Here is a 23,366-nt window from a genome sequence, read left to right as displayed (position 1 = left end):
CCTTACATAAGCTCCATTACCCAGGTTGGTGTTACTAATAAAGAAATCCCAGTAATACTGGGATTTCTTTATTAACTAACTGATTTAGGTGCTTTATTTGAGTGAATATCTGTTTTGTCTGGACCTTTTCTAAATGTTGCTATCTTCTCGTCGGCTGCAGCAGTCAGCCTGTAGATAGCCGGAATCAGGATGAGTGTAAGCAATGTAGAAAAGAGCAGCCCTGAAATAATAACCGTTGCGAGCGGTGATTGGTAATTACCTGCAGTTCCTGAAGCTAATGCAAGAGGAAGCATTCCTCCTACAGTAGTCAGAGTGGTCATTAAAATGGGACGAAGTCTATTTCTTCCTGCTTCTATCAGTGAATCCTCCACGGAGTAACCTTCTCTTTGTAACTGATTTGTCCTGTCAACAAATAGAATAGCGTTATTTAATACAATACCAATTAACATAAGCAGCCCCATCCCTGATAAGACACTTAATTCGTGGCCGGATAGTAATAAACCAATAATAACCCCGATCATAGTCATTGGAATAACAGTCATGATAATTAATGGATGAATTAAGTGATTAAATTGGACTGCCATTACCAGATAAACAAGAAAAATTGATATGCCTAATATGACGAGCATTTCCTGAATTAATTCCTGCTGCTGTTCCAGATCTCCGGCAATTGAAAGACTGTAGCCAGCTGGAGGATCAAAGCTGTCAACTAAAGACTGTACCTCCCTATTCATGCTGCCAAGATCGGTCCCTTCTATGTCAGCTGTAATAGAAACGATCCGGTCTCCATCATTTCGGCTGATTTCATTGGGAGCCTCAGTACTGCTTAATTCTACAAAAGAAGAAAGATCCTCCCTTCTGTTATTTTCTAAAGGTACTGACAAAGTAAGAAGGTCTGAGGTTGAGACTATCTCCTCCTCCCATCTAACATGAAGAGGGACGCTTTCCTCCTCTAAACCCACTTCCCCTATAACAGTATCCAGCAAATTCTGGTCCATAAAAAACTTAATATCGCTTAAGGAGAGTCCTGCTTCTTTTACTTCTTCTTTTTTAATTACTATAACTTCTTCTGAGGACGTCCGTTCTATGGAGTTCTGAACCCCTACAATTCCTTCAACTCCTTTTAGTTCTTCTATGAAGGTATCACTGATATCTTGGAGAGTATTAAAATCTTCCCCTCTGATATTTACTTGAACAGGAGCCCCACCGCCTGCGGATAAGGCTTCATGAACACTTTCAACGGAAGTGCTGTCTTCGAGAGAGCGGAGAGAACTGAAGATTTCCTCATTGACCTCCTTTTGATCCCTTGTTACTTCTTCATCTTTGGTCATATTTATAATTGCATAAAGGACTCCTCCATTATCCATTACATAATTGGTTTCAACGTCCTGGATCGATTGAAGAGAGTCAGCAATAGCCTGAACCGTTAATTCTCTTTCTTCTCCTGTAATTCCCGTTTCAAGGTCAATCATAATCTCTGCATATCGATTGTACATATCTGGCATGATTGTAAGAGGGACTTTTGAAACTAAAAAGAAAGAACCAGCAAATAAGAAGATGAAAAGTGTCACGATTGCTATACAGTTACGTTTTTTTCTGACAATCCATGAAAGGAAGCCTGAATACTTTCTTGTAAAAGGTCCCTGTAGTTTTACAGTATTGGACTGACGGACCTTTAATATTTTATCAGCAAGAGACGGAATAACAGTAAAAGAAACAATCACTGAACTGATCAAGGTCACAGCAACAACCACAGAAAGCAAGATCATGAATTCCCCTATTTCTCCACCGAGAAGGCCAATGGGCAGGAAAACCACTATCGTTGTCAGCATGGAAGCCAATACAGCTGTTCCAACTTCTTTAGTCCCCTTTAACACTGAGTCTAAATTGTCTCCACCCTGTTCTTTTTTACGGTATATCGATTCAAGAATAACAATTGAGGCATCAACCATCATTCCTATGCCTAACCCTAGACCAATCAAAGTTAGAATATTAACGCTATAATCCAAAAACCACATTGCAGCAAAGGTTAACAACAAGGAGGTGGGTATAGTTATGGCTGCAATAAAGGTAGCCCTAATGTTACGCAAAAAAAGTGAAAGAATAACAATCGCAAGAATTCCCCCAATCAAGATATTGCTTGTCACACCATCAATGGAATCTTTCACGTAATCAGCTTGGGAAACGATCTCATTAATCGCAAACCCGCTTATGTCTTCTTCGTCCTTGATAAGCTTGAGCTCCTCACGAATAGCTTCAGCCATTTCAATTTGCGTGACATCAGATGTTCGCCCGGCTTGAACGAAGATGAAGTCTTTACTGCCCTCTTTCCAAACCGATGAAGCATTTTCAAGCGGTTCAAGAGAAACATTGGCAACTTCTTTCAAGGGTACAACTCCTGTTGCTGAGGGGATTTGAAGATTTTCAATCTGTTCTAAGTCTTCAAATGAAGTATTCCATCGTAGTGTGGGGGACCCATCATCTTCTGTTAATTCTCCAACAGTTGATTCCACATTGACCTGTTCCATGGTGTTTACTACTCTAGAAGGTTCAATTCCTTGTTCCTCCATCTCTTCCCTCTTAAGCTCAATGACAACTTCTTCTTCAATGAGACCGCTAAGTAATATATCTTTCACTTCGGGAAGGTTTTCGAGCCGTGGCTCTAATATATCTTTAGCAAATGTTGTCATTTCCTCCATACTGCCGCCAGAGATATCCATAAAAAGTCATAGTCTTGATTTGTGCCAATTTCTCCAGTCTGCACGTCTAAAACACCTGTCATAGTGCTAGTGGAAGTTTGTACAGCTGTTTCAATTTCAGGGTAGAGATCATTTTTTACCTCTTCCTCAAAAAATACATATAAGCTGCTATTTCCTATGTAGGAAGTGGAAGAAAATTCTTTTACTCCATCTATGGAAGCAATCTGCTCTTCAAGGGGCACAGTAATTGTACGCTCTACCTCTGCAGCAGACATGTCACCCGCGTTGATGTCTACATAAGCTCCCCCTAGATTAATAGGAGGGAACAGCTCTTTATCCAGGTCACTAATGGCGTACAGGCCTATGAAAATAATCAAAGTAGACAATAATCCCACCAGAATTTTTTTATTTACAATAAATTCCAACAATTTCATTCGCCCCACTCCTCTGATTCTTATGAACTACAACTTCAGAATTATGACCAGTAATTATTATACACCTCTCTTTTAAAATAAGAATTAAAATTCTGAAAATTAATTCAATCTTTATATTCTGTTCTATTCTTCATCATTTCTTCATGAAAGCTATCCTAGGAGTCAAGGTGAGTGAGAAGTTTCAACCGTTTCTTTGTTGGTAATATAATGGTGTGGCTAAAAATTTATACTGTGAAAGGAGATACGTTAATGAATGACTCAATACCAGAGAAAATAGGATTTGGGACTGCTCCATTAGGCAATATGTTTCGTGATATTCCAGATGAAGAAGCCAGAGCAACTGTAGACGCTGCCTGGGAGCATGGGATTCGTTATTTTGACACAGCGCCTTTCTATGGGGCAGGGCTTGCAGAGATTCGTCTCGGTGAAGCATTGGAAGACCGTCCACGTGAGGATTATTTTTTGAGTACGAAAGTAGGCCGCTTAATCAAGGATGAAGAGGATAAGCCGGCAGAAGGTGACTTGTTTGAATACGGACGTCAAAATAAAGTAGTCAATGATTATAGTGGAGATGCTGCACTTCGTTCCATTGAACAAAGCCTGGAGCGGTTAAAAACGGATCACTTAGACTTCGTTTTTGTACACGATATAGCCCAGGATTTCCATGGTGATGAATGGCTGGCGAAGTTTGAAGAAGCTCGTACAGGCGCCTTTCGTGAGCTGACGCGCTTACGTGAAGAAGGAGTGATCAAGTCCTGGGGGATCGGGGTCAACCGAGTAGAGCCAATTGAGATCGCCCTAGAGTTAGAAGAAGCAAAACCCGATTTATGCCTAATGGCGGGCCGTTATACATTGCTGGATCATGAGCGTGCTCTGCAGCGTGTTCTGCCCGAGGCGGTAAAACAGGGTGTTGGTATTATTGCTGGGGGGCCATACAATTCTGGTGTTTTAGCTGGCGGCTCTCATTTTGAGTACCAAAAAGCCTCTCCTGAGATGGTTGAAAAAGTGGAAAAAATTAATAGAATAGCTGAAAATCATGAAATTACAGCAAAAGCTGCAGCCCTGCAATTTACGTTAGCACATCCTGCAATTACTGCTGCAATTCCTGGAGGCAGTCGTCCTGAGCGAATAAAAGAAGACCAGGATGCTTTAAACACTGCCATTCCAGCTGCTTTCTGGCAAGAGCTTCGTGACCAAAAAGTTATTTCACCGGAAGCTCCTATCCCTGTTAGAAAGTAGTATTGTCCTTGCCCACTCTGTTCCAACTTCTTATCGATTTACGAAGACGTCATTCTATAATGGCGTCTTTTATTTGTGTATTGACCCTTTCCAGGCGCAGGTCTCTATTCATTATAGTCAATCATTTCTTTCATTTTTACTGCATCTAAATGACTGATTTCTCTATAATCGCTCTCTCCCATTTTGATTATTGCGCCTTCATCGTTAAACCATATCTTGGATCTTATCAGGATTGTTGAAGACTGGGGATTTTTTAACCAAACGTGAACATCAGCGGGAGTCTGGCCATCACTTTCATATTCTATCTGATTGCTGTGCATATAAATTTGCTGGAGATTATCCACTGTCCAACGGTCTTCGAGATCGTTTGTAACTGATGTGAATGTTAAATGGTTGTTTGGTTCATTCTTTTCATAGCCCGCTACTATTTCCCGAGAAGGTTCTTCATAAATAAACTTTCCCGTTATTAATCCACAAACAAAGAATGTGCCTGAAATTAGTGATGCAATAATAACCTTTCGCGTTTCCATACTTACTCCCTTACATGTAATAAATTTTATATTTTAAGTATAAACCTTAAGTTTCCTATCCTCTACATTTCCCAAAGCATTACTTCTTTACAAGAGCACAAAGAAACGTTAGTGTAATATAGGGTTTTTTTGTTTTTATGAAAGGCTTTGTTAAAGGCTAAGGTTGGTTTTTTTATATGTTATGTAACACTTGTACCTTTAGATGCAAGCTAGTGCCTTTTTAAAGAAAATCAAAAAACAAAATGGAAAAAAGCTTGAAAAGAACTGTTTTTTAAGTGGTTATAAAAATTAGGAGGCCTGGATTTTGAAGAGTTTATCTTACAAAGAAATATTTTTTACTGGCTTAGTGCTTTTTGCTTTATTTTTGGAGCTGGAAATTTAATATTCCCGCCTTTTTTAGGACAGGAAGCGGGTGAAAATTACTGGACAGCCATACTGGGATTTGTAGTAACGGGAGTGGGCCTGCCTTTGTTAGGAATTGTTGCCATCGCCTTAACAGGAAGCAGCTTTGAAAAAGTTGCTAACAAAGTCACACCCCTTTTTGCCATCATCTTTACACTTGTCTTATACTTAGCCATTGGTCCTTTTTTTGGCATTCCGCGGGCAGTCAACGTTTCGTATGAAATGGGTGCGGTCCCTTTTCTTCCAGCTCTGGAAAGCTATTCAACGCTTTACTTATTTCTTTATTCTCTTGTATTCTTTTTAATTGTTTACTGGTTAAGCTTAAATCCTTCAAAACTAGTCAAGAGAATTGGCGTGGTCATTACCCCATTACTGTTGTTTTCAATTGTATTATTAGTAATTGGCAATGTAATGACAACAGCCGGTAGTGTTGATCTCTTACCGACTGATGAATACTTGTACTCCCCTTTCTCTCGAGGAATGATCGAAGGCTATCTTACAATGGATACTATAGCTGCACTTGCGTTTGGTTTGCTCATTGTAAATATGATTAGAGAAAAAGGAATAGAGAACAGGAAAAGTATAGTGAAAGCCACTGTCTTAGCAGGCATAATTGCGGGTATTGGATTAGGTGCTGTATACATAGCTATTGGATGGCTGGGTGTTCAAAGCGGTGCTGTGCAAACCTTTGAAAATGGTACACAGATTTTAAATTATACAGCTGATCAGACGTTTGGCTATGTAGGCGTGGCGCTTTTGGGTTTCATTGTTACTCTGGCCTGTTTGACGACTTGTGTTGGGCTGGTAACAGCTTCTGCACAATACCTTGCAAGAGTCTTGCCTTCTCTCTCTTACGGGGTACTTGTCCTGCTGATTACGATTGTGAGTTTTGCCGTAGCAAATTTAGGCTGAATGCCATTATCTCCATTTCAGTTCCTGTTCTGGTCGCTATTTATCCACTGGCCATCATACTCATTTTTCTTACCTTGGCCAGTGTGAAAATCAAGCTCCGACAAGGGCATTACGTTGGAGCAGTAGTAGGTACTGGGATAATTAGTTTATATGACGGCCTTAGAGCTGCAGAGATCGAAGTTGGAGCACTTGATACCCTTTTTGGAAACCTTCCATTTTTTGATTTGAATTTGGGCTGGATCCTTCCAGCATTGATAGGTATGACTATAGGACATTTTTTCGGAAAAAAATAAACAATCAATCGAAAGAAGCTCAGTAAACGAGCTTCTTTCATTTATATCTCCCACACTCTTGTTCATTATTCATAAATGTCGTCGGCATGGCTGTAACGTAATTTCTCTGAATTAATTTTATCTTCTTTCTTTACGGTGCTTTGCCTCATAGCAAACTCGTTTCTTTCCCCTCCGTCAGAAAGTTCCTCTGAAAATTCAGCATCCTCTAAACTCTGATTCATCTCCTCTCTCGAGCTTTGGGTATCTTCTTTAACAGTTGGATATTCGCTTAAATAAGAATTTTCACCAGGGTCGTAGGTTTCTGCTTGTAAATGTAACTCCTCTTTCTCTTCTTCATTCATTTCATCATCTGCTCCTCTTCTTTTCGTAATACGTTAAAATCTACAAGATACTTTTTTATTATGTGTGTATTACTTCTTTTTTCCTCTAACATAAATTACCTTTAAGGTAAATTGCTCAAAGAAATGAAGAGTCATTTGAAAAGCTGTGAGTAGAAAGGAGGGATTCAATCGGTGTTTTAGCATTTTTATATAAGTATAATTTCTTAGCCGCATAGAAAAATATTCCACATATTTCCGCCCAAAATAAAAAGACCAAATCCCAATGGATCTGGTCTTTTATATGTTATTGATTGCTCCGTGCCTGAAGCTCTGCGAGAATAGCCGGGTATTCTTTATCTACTTTAAACAGCCAAAGAAGAATGACAAGAATGACACCTAAAGCCAGGGTATATGGAGGTTAAGAGCTAAAATCATTTGGAGTGCAGCTGCCGATTGATCCGGGGCACCACCGATATACCCGCCGTATCCTAACAGCCATCCAATTAAGGCTAACCCGACTCCAGTACCCACTTTGATGCCAAAGCTGGCACCACTGTTCACTAATCCTTCGGTTCTCAGACCTGATTTTAATTCGCCGTACTCAATCGTATCATTAATCATCGCAAATACTAATGCAATGGAAGGCATTATTCCAAATCCGACTAATACGTGGCCTGTTAGAAACACGATAAGGCTCGAAGGGTCTATAAACTTAATGAGCTGCCCTGCAATAAAAACCATCGCTCCAACGATGGCAACGTTTCGTTTTCCATATTTTTTTACAAAAGGCCCAATGAAAAAAACACCAAGAAGCATTGGAACCGCCGAGGCCAGTCCAATCACTGGAAAGAGATTTACGTTGCCGATAACGTATTGGGCGTAATACATGGCTGCCCCCTGTGTTAACCCAATAGCCGCATAAAAAGTGACACAATAAGCAGTAATAATAAACCAGTACTTGTTCTTTAAAAGTGCTGCCAACCCATCTTTTAAAGGAACCTTTTTTATTTCAGTCTGATGAGCTGCTACTGCGGCTCTTTCTTTTACTGCAAAAAAGGTAATGTACATAAAGATGACCGTAACCACCCCATAAATCACTGCAAGAGAAGTCCAGCCAATGGCAGCCGCTAATGGTTGGCTTAAAGTAACAACGAGTAGATTTCCACTTAAAATAAAAATAGCAGCGTAAATATTGGCCATTGAACGACTATGCTGATGCTGGGTCATTATTCCAAGCAATGTTTTATATGAAATAGAGACAGCCGTATAAATTAGCACGAAAAGGAAATAAGTAACATAGGCATAAAATATCTGTGCACCAGCGCTTGTGTCAGGTACAGAAAATAGTAATACTGTACAGATGCCAAGAGGAACGGACAGCCAGAGAATCCATGGGCGGGCCTTACCGTATTTGGTCTTTGTCCTGTCAACAACAGAGCCCATTCCAATATCTGTGATTCCGTCAAACAGACGGGCAATCAGCATAAGGGTTCCTACCACTGTTGCGGAAATCCCTGCTACATCAGTGTAATAATATGTCAAGAACGAACCCATGAAACTCCATACAGCAAAAATGCCAAAGCTGCCTGCTCCGTAGGCCCACATTTCTCTCTTCGGGGGCCTTTCCACCTCGGTTAGTTTCGTATCTTTAAGCTTATCATCAAGCTTATTTAATAGCATGCTCTTTCCCCTTTTCTTTTCATAAAGTCCTTGCATCACGTAAGTGACTCTACCTGTTGAAGAACATACATATAAATTTTCCAAAAGTTTTGCTGCGCAGGTAAACAAGCTAGAAAAGAGGTTTATTACTGCATAGTTTGAGATCCTTACTCAATCAAATAATTATGATAACGCTTTCAAATATTCAAAGAAGAAACCATTTATATAAATTACACTCGTTCAATGATGCATGCTATACCTTGCCCTCCGCCAATACATGCGGTAATCAGAGCGTTTTTTCCTCCTGAACGGTGTAGTTCGTGGACAGCTTTTGTGATGAGAATCCCCCCGGTAGCACCTAATGGATGTCCATGAGCGACCGCTCCCCCATTTACATTTAATTTCTCCGGGTCTATGTTAAGCTCGCGGTTACAGGCAATCACTTGGGAGGCAAATGCTTCATTTAACTCTACCAGATCTATTTCCTCTAAAGTTAATCCAGAAAGATCCAAGACTTTCTTAGTTGCGGGGACGGGGCCAATTCCCATGATGTTAGGATCCACACCTGCTACAGCTGATTCTTTAATAACTGCCAGAGGTTTAACACCCAATTCTTCTGCTTTTCTTCTCGACATGACAACGATAGCCGATGCTGCATCATTTAAACCAGAACTATTTCCTGCTGTCACGCTTCCTTCTGGTAAAAAGGCCGGAGACAGTTTTGCCAGTCCTTCCATTGAAACGTTTGGACGAGGATGCTCATCTTTTTCAAAAATAATAGGCTCTCCTTTTCGTACAGGAACGGAAATAGGGACAATTTGTTCGTCAAAGCGGCCTTCTTCCATGGCTTTTGCCATTCGTTGTTGACTGCGAAGAGCATATTCATCCTGTTCTTCCCTGCTCACTTCGTATTTTTTTACCAGGTTCTCTGCTGTAATACCCATGGGAGGGTCACCTATTTCGTCAGGAGACAGCTGTGACTTTCTGAATTTTGGAGGCACTGGCTAAAAGGACGTTCTGGTCGTTCCATCAGATAAGGTGCACGGCTCATGCTTTCTGTTCCCCCTGCCACATATACCTCTCCTGCCCCCGCTTGAATGGCTTGGGCGGCAAGCATGACAGCGTTAATGCCTGAACCGCATTGACGATCTACGGTAAGACCCGGTATATCTACGGATAATCCGGTCTCTAATGCAGTAAGTCGAGCAATATTCCCTCCACCGCTTAGCACGTTTCCAAATATGACGTCATCTATCATTTCAGGTTGGAGATTTGCTCGTTGTACTGCATGTTTAATTACCTCAGCCCCGTAGACATGAGCCGGTACAGACGCTAATGTCCCTCCTGCTTTTCCTATAGGTGTCCGTACGGCAGATACAATAACAGCCTCATTCGTCATCTATCTTCACTCCTTGTCTTCATCATATAATGTAAATGTAACGTTACCCTTGATCACTTCTTTGTTATTCTGATTCACTGCCTCTACTTTAAAATGCAAGGTGTGCTGGTCTCTTTCAAGTAGGGTGGCTCTTAAAGTAATAACGTCCTGAAGAAAAACCATTCCAGCAAATCTGATTTTGTAATCTTGAATGAAGCCTTTTTCATAATAAGGGGTAAAAAGTTTAGCAAGGTTCCCCATTGTCCACATACCATGAGCGATGACACCAGGAAGCCCAGCATTGACGCTTCTTCATCAATCGTATGAATCGGGTTAAAATCACCTGATGCTCCTGCATATTTAATTAAATCCATCCGGGAAACAGGTGCTAAAGTCTCTTCAAAGACACTATTTTTCTGGATGTCCCCAATCGCCTTCATACTTTCATCGCCTTTCGAACAGTTTCCGTAATAATAGCAGTCATCTCTTCAGTAAAAATAAGAGTACCATTTGGATCTTCACCGTATCTTTTAATGACTAGAAACCCCATGAGGCCGTTCTTTCCGTCTTTCTCATAGTAGTTATTCACTTCAAAATAACAATACAGCTCTTCTCCTATGCAAAGAGGTCTCTCATAATGGTAATTTTGCTCCCCGTGGATAAGACCCTTTTTTGGAAGATCAAGTCCGCTTATTTCCCCGTAATCAAACGCTCTTGGAAAAGTAGGAGGTGCAATATTACATTGATATCTGGATTTTGCCCCTGTTTCCTCATCAATGTAAATTGGGTGTGGATCACCAATAGCTTCTGCAAATCTCTTAACCATGCCTCTTTCCACTGTATTCTTTACCTTGGACGATTTTTTGCCTATTACACTCTTATACATAGATTTCCTCCTGCGCAAGATTTATCTTAACTAGGCTTTTGGGCTGCCTGCTACATACATAACCTGGCCATTGACAAAGGAAGATTTCTCGTCGGCAAAAAAGCTACAGCATTAGCGATATCTTCTGGCTGTCCACTTCTTTTCACAGGTATTTCATTTGCTCTTGCTTCAATAAATTGTTCAAATGGTATACCTACACGCTCAGCTGTTGCTTTCGTCATTTCGGTTTCAATAATCCCTGGGGCCACTGCATTGGAAGTGATCCCGAATTTCCCTAATTCCAAAGCGAGAGTTTTCGTAAATCCTTGAAGTCCCGCCTTCACTGTTGAGTAATTCGCCTGTCCCCTGTTTCCTAAGGCTGATGTGGAAGAAATGTTTATTATTCGACCAAATTTCTGGTCAACCATGTATTTTTGAACTGACCGGGCAGCATTAAAAGATCCTTTTAAATGGACATCAATGACCTGTTCCCAATCATCATCAGACATTTTAAACAGCAAATTGTCCCTTATAATACCTGCATTGTTTACAAGAATATCAAGAGAACCAAAGGCTTCTACAGCTTCATCCACAGCTGATTGTACATCCTGGCTGTTTACTACATTCGCTTGACTTGTAATCACATTAAGATCAGAATTTTCGAAATCTTTTTTCGCTTCGTTAAGCGCCTCTTCATTCACATCAAGAAGTGCTATATTTGCCCCTTCCTCGGCAAGTTGTTTAGCAATAGCTTTGCCTATTCCTCTGCTCCCTCCTGTGATCAAAGCAGTTCTTCCTTCAAATCTCCCGCTCATAATAAATCCCCCATCTTTTAAATATATTGACCTACCTTTACGTGTCCTTTTAATAGATTTCTAGAAAGAATCAAACGCTGTATCTCATCTGTCCCATCGTATATTCTCCAAAGCCTTGCTTCCCTGTACCAGCGCTCAATTGGCAGTTCTCTTGTATAACCCATTCCTCCATGAATCTGAAGAACACGGTCTACTACATTGTTCCCCATATTTGCCCCGTACAGCTTAGCCATAGATGCTAAATGGCGATTATCTTCTCCTTGATCCATTGTAAAAGCTGCATTTAACACCAGCCATCTTGCTGCCTCGATTTCAACAGCTGAATCAGCAATCTGCCATTGAATAGCCTGTCTGTCTGCGATCGGCCGGCCAAACGTTTCTCTTTCGTTTGCATAATCAATTGCCATTTGCAGCAGCCTTTCAGCGGCCCCAACAGCCCGGGCGCCAACAATCCAGCGCGCGAAACCAATCCATTCTAACCCCAGATTATACCCTCCGTGCAGTTCTCCTAAGATATTTTCTTCAGGTACTCTTACGTTATCAAACACTAACCCAGCTGGTCCCCATTCCTCCCATGGTGTCTATATACTCAGAGATCCAGCCCATTTCCCGATCCACAATAAAACAAGTTACCCCTTCTCTTCCTGTTGTTCTGTGCTTTTCTTTATCTGTAATGGCAATAACCATAACAAAATCCGCTTCGTTTCCTCCGGTGATAAATGTTTTTTCCCCATTGAGGACCCATTCATCTCCGTCCTTTACAGCGGTCATTTTTATATTTCTTGTATCAGATCCCGCTCCTGGTTCTGTAATGGCAAAACAGGATTTTTTCTCTCCGTTTATCGTTGGGAGGAGATATTTTTCTTTTTGTTCTTCATTTCCGTAGTACAGGATGTTATCAGCAGACCCCCCAAACCTAAAAGGGACAAAGGTTTTAGAAACTTCCATGGACACAATGGCCTGCATCATCTGCCCAAGCTCTGCACCACCATACTCAGCTGGAGTGTTGATTCCCCAAAATCCTGCTTGTTTCGCCTTTAACTGCAGCTCTGTTTGTTTTTCTTCAGGGAGACTCGGTTTTCCTTCTCTCTCATTTCGCAGGACTTCATTTTCTAGTGGAATTAATTCTTTTTCCACAAACTTCCGGATCGTTTCTTGGACCATCTTTTGTTCGTCATTTAGTCTTAAGTGCACGGGAATCACTCCTTATACATTGAAAATATTTTCCGCCACAAACTATTTTGCAGGTTAACTGGGAGCTAATCGCGGTACCTACTTAATAAGCAAGATTTGTGCCAACGTAGAGGGGTCGTTAAAAAGCAGCTGAAATGCTTGTTAATCACGCTATTTCGGCTTAAAGATCATTCCTTATCAACTATAAGCATTCATTCCATAATTCATTTATGAATCAAACAACGCTACTAGAGCCCATTTCTTCGATTTAAAAATGAATCAGTTAATTCAATAGTGAATTAATGGGTTTTTATTTTGAAAGCTGGAGAGTACGAATAGAAGAAACAAAATAAAAAGGTTGCTGAACAAACAGAGAGGGAATCAATCAAAGGGGAGGGATTTATTATGAAGAGAATCTTCATCCGTTTGCTTATGCCCGTTCTTAAAAGCATACTGGAAATATACGGAAAAGAACTGATCACCTTTATAATGACCAAGTTAAAGCATAAATTTGAAGATAAAAAAGAAGCCGATAAAGGAAGATTAACGGCGGAGACAAATCAGTTATATAAAAAGGCAAGTTTCACTCAAAATGACCAGGAAAAAGAAGAATTAATCCAAAGAGCGAAAGAACTGGAAAAGGAGATTGAAATTCTTCAAAGGAGAGAACTTGAATACAAAAAGATTATTGAGGATGTGGAAGCAAAATCCTACTCTCATGTAGAAAATGTGAGCAGACAACTTAAGGCTAAAGATATAGTTGTCATTGATGAACAAGAGGACGGAAAAGTTAAATTAAATGAAAACAAGAAATCCATTAAAAAATTAATAAGTCGTGATTAAAAAAATTGAACCCTTTTGACACCTTACTATGAGAGTCCCTTATTCGTTTGAATAGGCTCTCTTTTTTGTAATGGAATTATAAAAATACCTCCTCTCTTGTCTTGCTGATGCTCCATCGGAGCCTTATGCCCTTCTCCAAACGAGATACAAAGGTTATAATCCCTCTCTTCTTAACAAATACTAGGGAACAAATGATGTTGGAGGTGCCACTCTTGAGCGATTGGAATAAACAAGCCAGCAGAAATAACAATATTCAGCCTGATCTACATTTTAAAAATAAGGACCTTACAGAAAAGAAAGTCCAGTTAAGTGTACAAGAAGAAATAGGGATGGAATCGATAGGTCAAGAAGAAAAGGACGTCAAACCACAAGGAGGGCAGTAACCGATCTCTTTTATATGTCCTCTTTTGTAAAGAACAATGTAGGAAGATGGGAGATAAAGATGTCATCCACAGGACAATTTCGTATTGAAAAAGATACATTAGGAGAAGTAAAAGTACCTGCTTATGCTTATTATGGTTCTCAAACACAAAGGGCAGCTGATAATTTCCAAATAAGCGGAATCACGCTTCCTCGTTCTTTTATTCGAGCTCAAGGTATTATTAAAGCGAGCGCTGCCCAAGCAAATATGAAGCTTGGCGAGTTGCCTGATAACATAGGTAGAGTGATTGTTCAGGCGGCAGAAGAAGTGATTGAAGGAAAATGGGATCATCAATTTATTGTGGATGTTTACCAGGCTGGAGCCGGAACGTCACAAAACATGAATGTGAACGAGATTATTGGAAATAGAGCAACTGAACTGTTAGGGAGTTCATTAGACCCTTCAGCTAACGATTTTCGGGTTCATCCTCATAACCACGTTAATATGTCTCAGTCCACTAATGATACCTTCCCTTCTGCCTTGCACATAGCGACCGTTGAAAATATAAGCGAGCAGCTTCTCCCGGCCATTGAACGGTTAGTAAAGGAACTTAACGTGAAGTCTGAGGAATTTAATTCAATAATAAAGTCTGGTCGTACTCACTTGCATGATGCCGTACCAATGAAACTTGGACAGGAATTTGCTGGTTATACGGATACGATCCGGTTTGTGTATGAAAATATAAAAGCCTCCCTAGACCCTTTCTATGAAATTGGCTTAGGTGGAAATGCGATAGGTACGGTTATTAATACACATCCAGATTATCCTCAAACGGTCATCCAAGAAATAAATAGTCGAATCAACTATCCGTTTCGACAGCCTGTTGAAATGTTTAGTTTCATGCAAAACAGAAATGCTGCCCTGCGAATGATGTCCGTTTTAAAAGAACTTGCCGTCCATTTAATCAAAATTACAAGTGACTTACGCCTTCTAAGCTCTGGACCGAGAACTGGATTAGCTGAAATCAGTCTTCCCCCGTTCAGCCTGGTTCAACCATAATGCCCGGAAAAGTAAACCCGGCGATTCTGGAAATGGTTCATATGATATGCTGCCGCATAATTGGAAATGAAGCTGCTATGGCTGCGGCAGGGACAGCCGGACAATTAGAGATCAATGTCATGATGCCTTTTATGGCTTATTCCCTTCTTGAATCCATTGAACTGCTTTCAAATGGGATTCATACACTGGTTTCTAAATGTGTATATGGTATTGAAGCAAAGGAAGAAAATTGCCGAAACTGGATGATGTCGAGTCTTTCTTTTGTTACCGGTCTGAGTCCTAGTATGGGGTATGATATGGCTTCACAAATTGGCATGCAGGCAGATGAGCAGAACAAGACTATTAAGGAAGTGTTAGAGGAATTGGGGTTGTATTCACAGGAAGCAGCAGAGGCGTTAGATCCGAAAAAATTTGTTTAATTTAGGTATCCTTCAACATTATACAGAAACAAAGGGAGCTGCAACAAAGGACGCACTCCCTTTTTCATCGTATGATTTGTCTTTAACTTACTTCATGCTTTTTGATCTTCCAATTCAGTATCAATATTGGGAAGCTTCATATGGTCTGCTATCATCTTTGCCGCAGGAGGCAGATCATCAACGGTTTCCCACGTAGAAGGATTCCACAAGCCTGAACGCTTAAACGCTTTGGCACAATGCACAAAACATTCTTCTACTTCAACGTTGATGCCTAACAAGGGCTTTTTTCCATTTACAGCCATTTCCTCAAGGATGTCCTGGTCAGTTATAAGTGTCGCCCGACCATGGACTCTAAGGGTTTCTCCTAGTCCGGGAATAAAAAAGAGCAGGCCTACTTGCGGTTGTGCAAGAATATTTCTGAGTGTATCCACTCTTCTGTTGCCGGGCCTTTCGGGGATGATTACATTGTTTTCATCTCGGATGAAAACAAAGCCGGGCCCGTCACCACGAGGAGAGATATCAGAAAAACCGAATTTATCGGAGGAAGAAATAACTAGAAAGGGAGATTTTGAAATAAATTGTGAGCAGTGAGCATCCAAGGAGGTAATAACTTTTTTTTCCACCGCCTCGTGAGGAACACCGATAATCGACCTGAGTTCTTCTTCGGTTTCTACAATATTCATGAATTCTTTCGATTGGGCCAATGGATTTCACCCCTAGATAAGCTTTTAAAATATCATAACATGATCTTGTTTTTAAATTATTACAATATTCTTATATCATACAAAAAGTTTGGTAGATTCCCTTACAAATTGGGACAATATATACCATTTTGTTTTATTTTCTTTTATTTCAGGAAGTTGATAGGTGATTTACCTATGCATTTGTTTTTATTTCTTGTATAGTATCTTAAGTAGACCAATCGTTATAATGGAGGCCCTCATCAATGAGTACAAAAGACACTCCCAAATGTAAGATTCTAAATACAGCAGCCCGGCTTTTTAGAGAGCAGGGCTACCACGCAACAGGCTTAAATCAAATTATTAAAGAAAGCGGAGCTCCCAAAGGTTCTCTTTATCACTATTTCCCCAATGGGAAAGAGGAACTGGCAGTGGAAGCAGTCCGTATTACTAAAGACAAAGCAAGCGCTGCTGTAAAAGAAACTCTTCACTCTCATCCCGATGCGGCGGTTGCTATTCAAGCATTTTTTATAGGGTTTAAAGAATATATAATGAACCGCAAAGAAAATGAAGAAGAACCCCTTCCTATTGGATTGCTTGCTCTTGAAACGTCCCAAATGAGCGAGCCTTTACGTGTTATTTGCCAGCAAACGTACGAAGAATGGCAGGAAATTTTTAAAATGAAGTTGATCTCTGCAGGGATGGAGCATAAAGATGCGGCAGATAAGAGCTTACTGATCATTATGATGCTCGAAGGAGCCGTTACCCTTTCAGCAGCTAAGGATTCTTCGCTTCCTTTTGAAGTGATTGCTGAGCAAATTCCAAGCTTATTGCATAACGTTGATTCTATATAATAAATCACACTCAGTCCTTAATTATATAGACTGGTCTAACTAGATTGGAGGTAATAACATGGAGGCTGGTTCTTTGACAGCTAAGAAAGAAGTGGGGGTCCCTCAAGAGATTAAAAAAGCTCCCATCATGCTTTCCTTAATTATTGGCGGATTCTTCGCCATTTTAAATGAAACATTACTAAATGTTGCACTGACAGATTTAATTTCGGAATTTGGTGTGACAGCTAATACTATTCAATGGTTAACCACAGGGTTTATGCTTGTGGTAGGTATATTAGTTCCCATTACGGCTTTATTAAGTGGCTGGTTTACAACAAGACAAATATTTTTGGGAGCTATGAGTCTATTTACTTTAGGAACTGTAATATGCGGATTTGCCCCCTCCTTTGAGATTCTTCTTGTTGGCAGACTTATTCAGGCGAGTGGGACAGGCCTCCTTCTTCCAGTGATGATGAATACGATTCTATTAATCTTTCCTCCTGAAAAAAGAGGCGGAGCAATGGGGATGGTTGGCCTTGTTATTATGTTTGCCCCAGCGATCGGTCCTACTTTGTCAGGCGTTATTGTTGAGGCGTTTAACTGGCGATGGCTGTTTTTTATCGTTATCCCTTTCGCTTTGTTTTCACTTGCCTTTGCTGCTTTGTTCTTAAAGAATGTTTCTATTCTAACGAGGCCGAAGGTGGATCCACTATCAATTATTCTATCAACTTGGGTTTGGAGGGATTGTTTTTGGCTTCAGCAGTGCAGGTGAAGGTCATGCCGGCCTGGCCAGCCCTCAGGTATACCTATCGATCATCACAGGGTTCGTGTCACTTGCTGTATTTGTTATTAGACAGCTGAAGTTAAAAGAACCCATGCTTAATGTCCGTGCTTTTAAATCACCTATGTTTTCATTGACAACTGTTTTATTAATCATTGTCATGATGTCAATGTTTTCTACCATGATTATCCTGCCAATGTTTCTACAAAGCGGCCTTCTGTTAAGTGCATTTGTAGCAGGGTTAGCCCTTCTTCCAGGAGGAGTATTAAATGGATTAATGTCACCCGTCGCTGGACGGCTATTCGACAGATTTGGTCCAAGAATTCTTTTAATTCCAGGGACAGCTCTCTTGATGATTGTGGTTTGGCAATTTACTAATGTAACCACCTCGACCAGCCTGACTACTTTTATCATTTTGCATTCTCTCTTAATGATCGCTGTTTCAATGATTATGATGCCTGGACAAACAAACGGTTTGAACCAGCTGCCAAGAGAGTATTATCCTCATGGAACTGCAATTTTAAACACTCTGACCCAAGTCGGAGGTGCTGTCGGAATTGCTTTATTTATTAGTATTATGAGTGCCGGGACCATGAATTATATGGAAAATCCTGTGCAAGGTGGAGGGAGCCTGGAAGCGGAAGCCATGACAGCAGGAGTTCAACTGGCATTTACTGTCGCGCTCTTATTTGCCATTGTTGGGTTTATTCTTTCTTTATTTATTAAAAGAACGAATCCCCCTGAAGAAGAGGTATCGATAAATGAGTTAAGTAATAGCTAGCAAAAAGAGGGTGAACCAATATGAGAACTTTGGTTTTACCCTCTTTTTTGTGGACTTATATATTTCCTTAAAAATCTAATAGTTATGGTTCTTAGGTATAAATTAAACATGCCTTCATAGAATGCACTCACCTTTTATTTTTAAGAAAGACACTCAATAAAGCAAAAAAAGTTAGAATTGATATACCAATAAGTGTAGTATTAGACCAAGCTATTCGAGGATCTAACAACTGAAATACAAATGTAAAAATCGGTACAAAAGCAATTGAAACCATAACAAAAAAAGTATCACAATGTTTGATTCCAACCTGGAGCATATATAATGGCAAAAGAACCCCCAAAACACTTACGATAACTATCCATAACAAGTGATTTGACAAGTGAGCCCCTAAATCACCTTCTAGAATTGATAAAAATAAGGATGCTACTATAATAAAGTAAAATCTGTGGGCTAGAATGTAAGAAGAACCCCACCCTTTTACACTAAGTTTTTTGAATAATCAGCAGCCAAAACCGCTCCAAACCCACATAGTAAAGAAGCAGCTACTCCAAAAATAAATTCTGAAGAAGGTACAAAATTTAACCCTGATCTCCCCGTGAAGGTTGCCCATACAAGCAAAAGACTCCCTGCCAGGGTTCCCGCCGCAACAGTTGAATCTAAACGAAGAGTTTTCACTTTAGGTGTTGCTGCCTTGGCCAAAACTAAGGCAAACATTGGGCCCACACCCATTTCAATAGCACTAACAATTGCTGGTTCTACATACTTAAGAGCATAAAAAAAGCTCATAAAAGCTAGCGCGGTACTTAAGTTCAAATAAATAAAGTTTTTCTTACTTTGACTATCTAATTTTTTTACATTTCCACCCTTCTTTTTAGAAATGACAATAAAAAAAACAGCAGTAATAAGAAAACTAATAAAAGTAAAAGTAAATGGGCTAATAGTTTGGACTTGGCTGGCATAAAAAAACTTGGTTTATGGATGTTAAAACCGCTGACCCTATTAAAAATAAAGTGCCTATTAAGTAAGTGTTTTGCATGTTTCTCTTACTAGCTATACCATACATATGCGAATCCTTCCAATGACTTTTTTTAAATATGAGTACCCCAGTGGCTCAGAAAATGAAAATAAATCAAAAGCTGAGTTGATCTCTGCTTTTGATTTTCTCGTTACTACTCAATTGTCTTATATTTTACTAAATATGGAGTTAGCAGTGAGCCACTAAAATAGCTACAATAATTGTAATAAGGACATTTTCGAATGGAGACAAAAACAAACCAAAAATTAAAAGAGGTACTACTGTTAAAGCTACTATTATTAACCTTGAAAAGTAAGTTATCTTAGACTTTTTTCCGCATTTATTACATTGAATTGTACTAAACATCCAATTCCCTTTTAAGGTTTTACTCCACTTAAACGAAGCATTACAATGAGTGCATTTTAACACTTTTAACACTTCCTAATTATTTAGTAACGGATAATTCAGAAAAAACGTTTTATCAAATTCTTCCTGAGCATAACTTCCCGTTAACTTATGTACATTAAAATTGAGACTCAACTGCTAACGACTTCTCTTTGTTTAACAGGGGCTTTTTCAAATCAACATCACTGCTTTGGTGACTCTACTTTTCACTCTTCCTCTACTATGGATTCTCCTTCAGATTGATCCTGATCGAGCCATTTCCATTTTTCATGAAGTCTTAATTTGCCGTTTTCCATTTCCATTGGCGTTGAAACACATTCACCGCTGCGAAGTTCATTGGATTCATTTATATGACTATATCTAAATAAGAGAGTGCCATCTTCTTTAACTACTCCTATTAATCGTCCTTCTTGGATTTCTCCCCCGCCGTACTCCGCGGTAAGGATATTATTTTTCTGATGGTAGCTGAAACGGGTTAGCGAAGAAACCTCTCCATTTTCCGTATTCGAAACAGATACAAACGTTCGACCATTATAATTTATCAATTCCTTCACTCCTTTTGGTATTGATTAGTGAAAAGTAACATATTTTTGTTCAGGATTGCATGGAATACAGGAAAAATTTTAATACTCAACACGTTAGACCTTTGTCTTAAAAGATAAGTTACATATTCAATGAACGGAACAAATAGGTTAAAAGTGGGTTATCTAACGGGAGGGGGGAAGGGATGAAATACTGTAGTCATTGCGGAGATGAGGCAGGAGATAATACTTTTTGCCCTTCTTGCGGGAAAGAGATTTCGAGAGAAAATAAAAGAAAAAAGAACGAAAAATGCAAACAGAACAAAATCACTAACGTTTTATGTACTACTTACAGCATTGGTTACAATAGTCGGAGGTCTTATGAGTATGCACTTTATGCTTCAGACAAGTAAAGAAGAAGTTGTCAGGACTTTTCTTAGTGGTTTGCAGGAACAGGAACCGAGTAATGTATTAAAATATGTAAAGGCAAAAGATAGCAGAATGATGATTGATGAAGATAGTATAAAGCCTTATTCTCGCTTTTGCAGGAGCACCCATCAGCCTATGAAAAAATAGAACATGAAATGACACAGCAACTGGCGGAAAATGTAAAGGGTGAGAACTTTCTTTTTTCACTTGAGGAAGAAGACAAAGGTTTGTTCTCCAAGGTCTATGTTATTCATCCGAAGTCGTTTTTTATAAAAGCCACAATAGAAGGAGAAAAGACCAGCCTTTTATTGAATGACAAAGAAATCAATGGCCCTGTATCAGCTTCTGCTGAAAAAGAATTTGGCCTTTTCTGCCAGGATTATATGTGCTAGAAGCAATTAATGAGGAAGAATTTGTTACTGTCCATGACTCACAGCATATTGAGCTGTTTTCTGATGAAGGGGAAAAAACAATTGAACTAGATGTTACCGGAAATTTTATAGAAGTCACTAGTAATCAGAAAAACGTGAAACTATTTGCAAACGGTAAAGATACCGGCGTGGTTATAAATGGCACCTCCAAGTTTGGCCCAGTGCCTGGAGATGGATCTCTTGAAATTTACGGTCAAAAAGAAATTTCTGGTCAGATCGTCACTAGTGAACCTATAGTCATTAATAAAGAAACCAGTGCTTCCTTATTCATTGATGAGAAAGAGGAACTAGCCGAAAAAGAGATCGTAACTATAGAAACACCAGTATATCTTTCGAGCAATGAATTTATTTTTCCTGACAGCCATTTCCGGCTAATATCATCTGCAGAATTACGTGGGTTAACAAAAGACCAGTTACGAATCGCCCGCAATGAAATCTATGCACGAAACGGGTATGTTTTCAATTCAAAGGACTTAAGGCAGTACTTTTCTTCAAAAAGCTGGTATGTACCAAACCGATTTTACAACGGAAGTTTAAACTCTATAGAGAAGCAAAATGTCCATTTAATAAAATCATTAGAATAGTTTACAGGTGAAAAAATCAAAGAGGTGCTGAAAAAGCTTTAAGCTACTCGTAATACCTACTAAAACGCAACTTTCCCAAGGGATCGTCTGGCGAAAGCTGCCGTATTTCTCTCACCCAGTTTTTAATGAAGTATCTGCACTATTTTGTCATTCTTCTTAGGCTTCCTTTTCTCCCTGCCCTTCCTCCAATATTTGAAGAGTTGTATAAATCAAAGCTGATAAACCAGTCAGCAGAACATCTTCATCATAGTCAAAGGAAGGATGATGATGGCCTGCTGCAAGGGGCGTGCCAAATATCATGTAGGTTGCTTTTCCTCCTGATTCCTGAACTCTTTTTATCATATGAGTAGCATCTTCAGAGGCACCAGCTGAGATCTGTTTCATTGGTTTCTCTAACCATTTCGATTGGTCTGCAGCCTTTTCGATAATGGAAACAAAGTCCTCATCGCATTCAGCAGAGATTCCTTCTCCAACAATGGAAATGGCTGAATTTACCCCGTAAAGGGAAGCCGAAGCTTTTACAATACGCTCTGCTTCCTCATACATATACCTGTTTAACACGTTGGTTTCCCCTCTTGTTTCACCAGTTAACACAGCCCTGTCAGGTATGATGTTTCTTCCAGTGCCAGCATGTAAAGTTCCTACGTTTAAACGAGTTGTTCCCTCGGAATGACGTGAGATGGCATGAAGGTGCTGGGCACAGGCAGCAGCGGCCAGAAGAGCGTTTCTTCCTTCCTCTGGTTTTGCCCCGGCGTGAGAAGCAGTTCCAGAAAACGAAACGTCAAATTTTGTGGTCGCCAGAAAATCAGTTGTTGTAGCTGCAAGCTGGCCAATCGTAAGGTCTTTAATCCCAATATGTCCGCAGATAAACCAATCTGCATGATCGAGCCATCCTTTTTCAACCATTGCTTTCGCTCCGCGGCTGCCTTCTTCCGCGGGCTGAAACAATAGTGTAAAACTGCCCCTTAATTTATCCAAATGTGTTGATAAAAAATGGGCAAAGGCAAGTCCGATAGACGTGTGGCCATCGTGGGCACAGGCGTGCATCTTTCCCCTTTCTTTTGAGCTAAATCCCTTTTCGTATGGAAAATGAGAAGCCTGCTCATCTTCAAAGACGGGGAGAGCATCAATGTCAAAGCGAAAAGCAAAATGAGGACCAGGTTTTCCACTGTCAATTTTTGCTACAACCCCAGTGTGTCCGCCTTTTACCTTCTCAAGAAACTCATCACATATTCCGTAAGCGCCAGCCCTTTCATCTGCCGTGATGAGCTCTTCTTCATTGGGAACTCCCATTCTTGCTTCTGAAAGAATTGCTTCTTCCCCGATAAATAAACGAAAGCCCAGTGGTTCCAGATTCTTTGCAATTTCATAGGTTGTTATGTACTCTGTCCACCCTGTTTCCGGATGCTGATGAAACCTTCTTCGCCATTTAATCATGGAAGGATGAATCTCATTAACCCATTTGTCTATATTACTTCTTACTATGCTATCCATGTGTACCCCCC

Annotated in this window: 19 protein-coding genes and 7 pseudogenes; 11 read left to right on the top strand and 15 right to left on the bottom strand. The window is 40.0% G+C overall.

Annotation, left to right across the window (positions count from 1 at the left end):
- Positions 1–71: 71 nt before the first annotated feature.
- Both JCM19033_RS09210 and JCM19033_RS25480 read right to left on the bottom strand, forming a co-directional pair.
- Complete coding sequence (locus JCM19033_RS09210) at positions 72–2,720, bottom strand: efflux RND transporter permease subunit (protein WP_269758092.1); 2,649 nt, start codon at positions 2,718–2,720, stop codon at positions 72–74.
- Complete coding sequence (locus JCM19033_RS25480; protein WP_054636090.1) at positions 2,687–3,133, bottom strand: efflux RND transporter permease subunit; 447 nt, start codon at positions 3,131–3,133, stop codon at positions 2,687–2,689. Before JCM19033_RS25480 ends, JCM19033_RS09210 begins: the two co-directional genes overlap by 34 nt.
- 249 nt (positions 3,134–3,382) lie before the next feature.
- Between JCM19033_RS25480 and JCM19033_RS09200 the strand changes: the two genes are divergently transcribed.
- Positions 3,383–4,372 carry an aldo/keto reductase gene (locus JCM19033_RS09200; RefSeq protein WP_054636130.1) on the top strand — a complete coding sequence of 330 codons (990 nt, stop codon included), beginning with the start codon at positions 3,383–3,385 and terminating at the stop codon, positions 4,370–4,372.
- Positions 4,373–4,476: 104 nt separating this feature from the next.
- Here the strand turns inward: JCM19033_RS09200 and JCM19033_RS09195 are convergent, their stop codons facing one another.
- The gene (locus tag JCM19033_RS09195; RefSeq protein ID WP_054636089.1) at positions 4,477–4,902 is read right to left on the bottom strand and encodes a hypothetical protein; all 426 of its coding nucleotides are present in this window, start codon (positions 4,900–4,902) and stop codon (positions 4,477–4,479) included.
- Positions 4,903–5,199: 297 nt separating this feature from the next.
- On the opposite strand from JCM19033_RS09195, the pseudogene brnQ reads away from it, so the two are divergent.
- Positions 5,200–6,509 (top strand): annotated as a pseudogene (brnQ, locus tag JCM19033_RS09190) (branched-chain amino acid transport system II carrier protein).
- 65 nt (positions 6,510–6,574) lie between these two features.
- Here the strand turns inward: brnQ and JCM19033_RS09185 are convergent.
- The 7 genes and pseudogenes from JCM19033_RS09185 to JCM19033_RS09155 form a co-directional block, all read right to left on the bottom strand.
- Positions 6,575–6,850: a hypothetical protein gene (locus tag JCM19033_RS09185; RefSeq protein ID WP_054636088.1), complete on the bottom strand. Its 276-nt coding sequence runs from the start codon at positions 6,848–6,850 to the stop codon at positions 6,575–6,577.
- Between the two features lie 375 nt (positions 6,851–7,225).
- Positions 7,226–8,509, bottom strand: coding sequence for an MFS transporter (locus JCM19033_RS09180; RefSeq protein ID WP_269758091.1), 1,284 nt, complete (start codon positions 8,507–8,509; stop codon positions 7,226–7,228).
- 209 nt (positions 8,510–8,718) lie between these two features.
- A pseudogene (locus tag JCM19033_RS09175) lies at positions 8,719–9,887 on the bottom strand (acetyl-CoA C-acyltransferase).
- A 6-nt stretch (positions 9,888–9,893) separates the two neighbouring features.
- Positions 9,894–10,306, bottom strand: a pseudogene (locus JCM19033_RS09170) (MaoC/PaaZ C-terminal domain-containing protein).
- Entirely contained in the window at positions 10,303–10,752 is a 450-nt protein-coding gene (locus JCM19033_RS09165; protein ID WP_054636087.1) for a MaoC family dehydratase N-terminal domain-containing protein, read from the bottom strand. Before JCM19033_RS09165 ends, JCM19033_RS09170 begins: the two are co-directional and overlap by 4 nt.
- Before the next feature lie 30 nt (positions 10,753–10,782).
- A pseudogene (gene fabG, locus JCM19033_RS09160) lies at positions 10,783–11,546 on the bottom strand (3-oxoacyl-ACP reductase FabG).
- A gap of 17 nt (positions 11,547–11,563) precedes the next feature.
- Positions 11,564–12,740 (bottom strand): annotated as a pseudogene (locus tag JCM19033_RS09155) (acyl-CoA dehydrogenase family protein).
- 384 nt (positions 12,741–13,124) lie between these two features.
- Between JCM19033_RS09155 and JCM19033_RS09150 the strand changes: the two are divergent.
- From JCM19033_RS09150 to JCM19033_RS27365, 4 genes are all read left to right on the top strand, one after another.
- Positions 13,125–13,562 (top strand): hypothetical protein, encoded by a 438-nt coding sequence (locus JCM19033_RS09150; RefSeq protein WP_054636086.1) that lies wholly within the window; start codon positions 13,125–13,127, stop codon positions 13,560–13,562.
- Positions 13,563–13,774: 212 nt separating this feature from the next.
- Positions 13,775–13,945, top strand: a complete 171-nt coding sequence (locus JCM19033_RS24225; protein ID WP_198153464.1) for a hypothetical protein — start codon at positions 13,775–13,777, stop codon at positions 13,943–13,945.
- A gap of 59 nt (positions 13,946–14,004) precedes the next feature.
- Positions 14,005–14,982 (top strand): lyase family protein, encoded by a 978-nt coding sequence (locus JCM19033_RS09145; RefSeq protein WP_306301292.1) that lies wholly within the window; start codon positions 14,005–14,007, stop codon positions 14,980–14,982.
- Positions 14,982–15,401: a hypothetical protein gene (locus JCM19033_RS27365; RefSeq protein ID WP_306301291.1), complete on the top strand. Its 420-nt coding sequence runs from the start codon at positions 14,982–14,984 to the stop codon at positions 15,399–15,401. Before JCM19033_RS09145 ends, JCM19033_RS27365 begins: the two co-directional genes overlap by 1 nt.
- Positions 15,402–15,493: 92 nt before the next feature.
- Here JCM19033_RS27365 and JCM19033_RS09140 read toward each other — a convergent pair whose 3' ends face one another.
- Positions 15,494–16,084, bottom strand: a complete 591-nt coding sequence (locus JCM19033_RS09140; protein WP_054636129.1) for a pyridoxamine 5'-phosphate oxidase family protein — start codon at positions 16,082–16,084, stop codon at positions 15,494–15,496.
- Positions 16,085–16,347: 263 nt separating this feature from the next.
- Between JCM19033_RS09140 and JCM19033_RS09135 the strand changes: the two genes are divergently transcribed.
- Both JCM19033_RS09135 and JCM19033_RS09130 read left to right on the top strand, forming a co-directional pair.
- Positions 16,348–16,935 carry a TetR/AcrR family transcriptional regulator gene (locus tag JCM19033_RS09135; protein ID WP_054636085.1) on the top strand — a complete coding sequence of 196 codons (588 nt, stop codon included), beginning with the start codon at positions 16,348–16,350 and terminating at the stop codon, positions 16,933–16,935.
- A 58-nt stretch (positions 16,936–16,993) separates the two neighbouring features.
- Positions 16,994–18,476, top strand: a pseudogene (locus JCM19033_RS09130) (DHA2 family efflux MFS transporter permease subunit).
- Positions 18,477–18,953: 477 nt separating this feature from the next.
- Here the strand turns inward: JCM19033_RS09130 and JCM19033_RS09120 are convergent.
- From JCM19033_RS09120 to JCM19033_RS09115, 3 genes and pseudogenes are all read right to left on the bottom strand, one after another.
- Positions 18,954–19,418 (bottom strand): annotated as a pseudogene (locus JCM19033_RS09120) (EamA family transporter); the annotation flags it as partial.
- Between the two features lie 262 nt (positions 19,419–19,680).
- Positions 19,681–19,920 carry a TIGR04104 family putative zinc finger protein gene (locus tag JCM19033_RS28115; protein WP_198153463.1) on the bottom strand — a complete coding sequence of 80 codons (240 nt, stop codon included), beginning with the start codon at positions 19,918–19,920 and terminating at the stop codon, positions 19,681–19,683.
- A 182-nt stretch (positions 19,921–20,102) separates the two neighbouring features.
- Positions 20,103–20,441, bottom strand: a complete 339-nt coding sequence (locus JCM19033_RS09115; RefSeq protein WP_198153462.1) for a n-acetylglutamate synthase — start codon at positions 20,439–20,441, stop codon at positions 20,103–20,105.
- A gap of 207 nt (positions 20,442–20,648) precedes the next feature.
- Between JCM19033_RS09115 and JCM19033_RS24220 the strand changes: the two genes are divergently transcribed.
- Genes JCM19033_RS24220 through JCM19033_RS09100 form a run of 3 tightly spaced genes read left to right on the top strand, consistent with a single transcriptional unit; the run spans position 20,649 to position 21,861 of the window.
- Positions 20,649–20,993 (top strand): hypothetical protein, encoded by a 345-nt coding sequence (locus JCM19033_RS24220; protein WP_054636082.1) that lies wholly within the window; start codon positions 20,649–20,651, stop codon positions 20,991–20,993.
- Between the two features lie 8 nt (positions 20,994–21,001).
- Complete coding sequence (locus JCM19033_RS09105; protein WP_054636081.1) at positions 21,002–21,238, top strand: hypothetical protein; 237 nt, start codon at positions 21,002–21,004, stop codon at positions 21,236–21,238.
- Complete coding sequence (locus JCM19033_RS09100; protein ID WP_054636080.1) at positions 21,232–21,861, top strand: YARHG domain-containing protein; 630 nt, start codon at positions 21,232–21,234, stop codon at positions 21,859–21,861. The genes JCM19033_RS09105 and JCM19033_RS09100 overlap by 7 nt, the downstream gene beginning before the upstream one ends.
- 156 nt (positions 21,862–22,017) lie before the next feature.
- Here the strand turns inward: JCM19033_RS09100 and JCM19033_RS09095 are convergent, their stop codons facing one another.
- A complete protein-coding gene (locus tag JCM19033_RS09095) occupies positions 22,018–23,355 on the bottom strand; it encodes an amidohydrolase (protein ID WP_054636079.1) in 1,338 nt (445 codons plus the stop codon).
- Positions 23,356–23,366 lie beyond the last annotated feature (11 nt).

This window comes from Thalassobacillus sp. C254, assembly GCF_001310615.1.
Note: the sequence above shows the minus strand (reverse complement) of the source record. Positions and strands in the feature narration are given on the sequence as shown.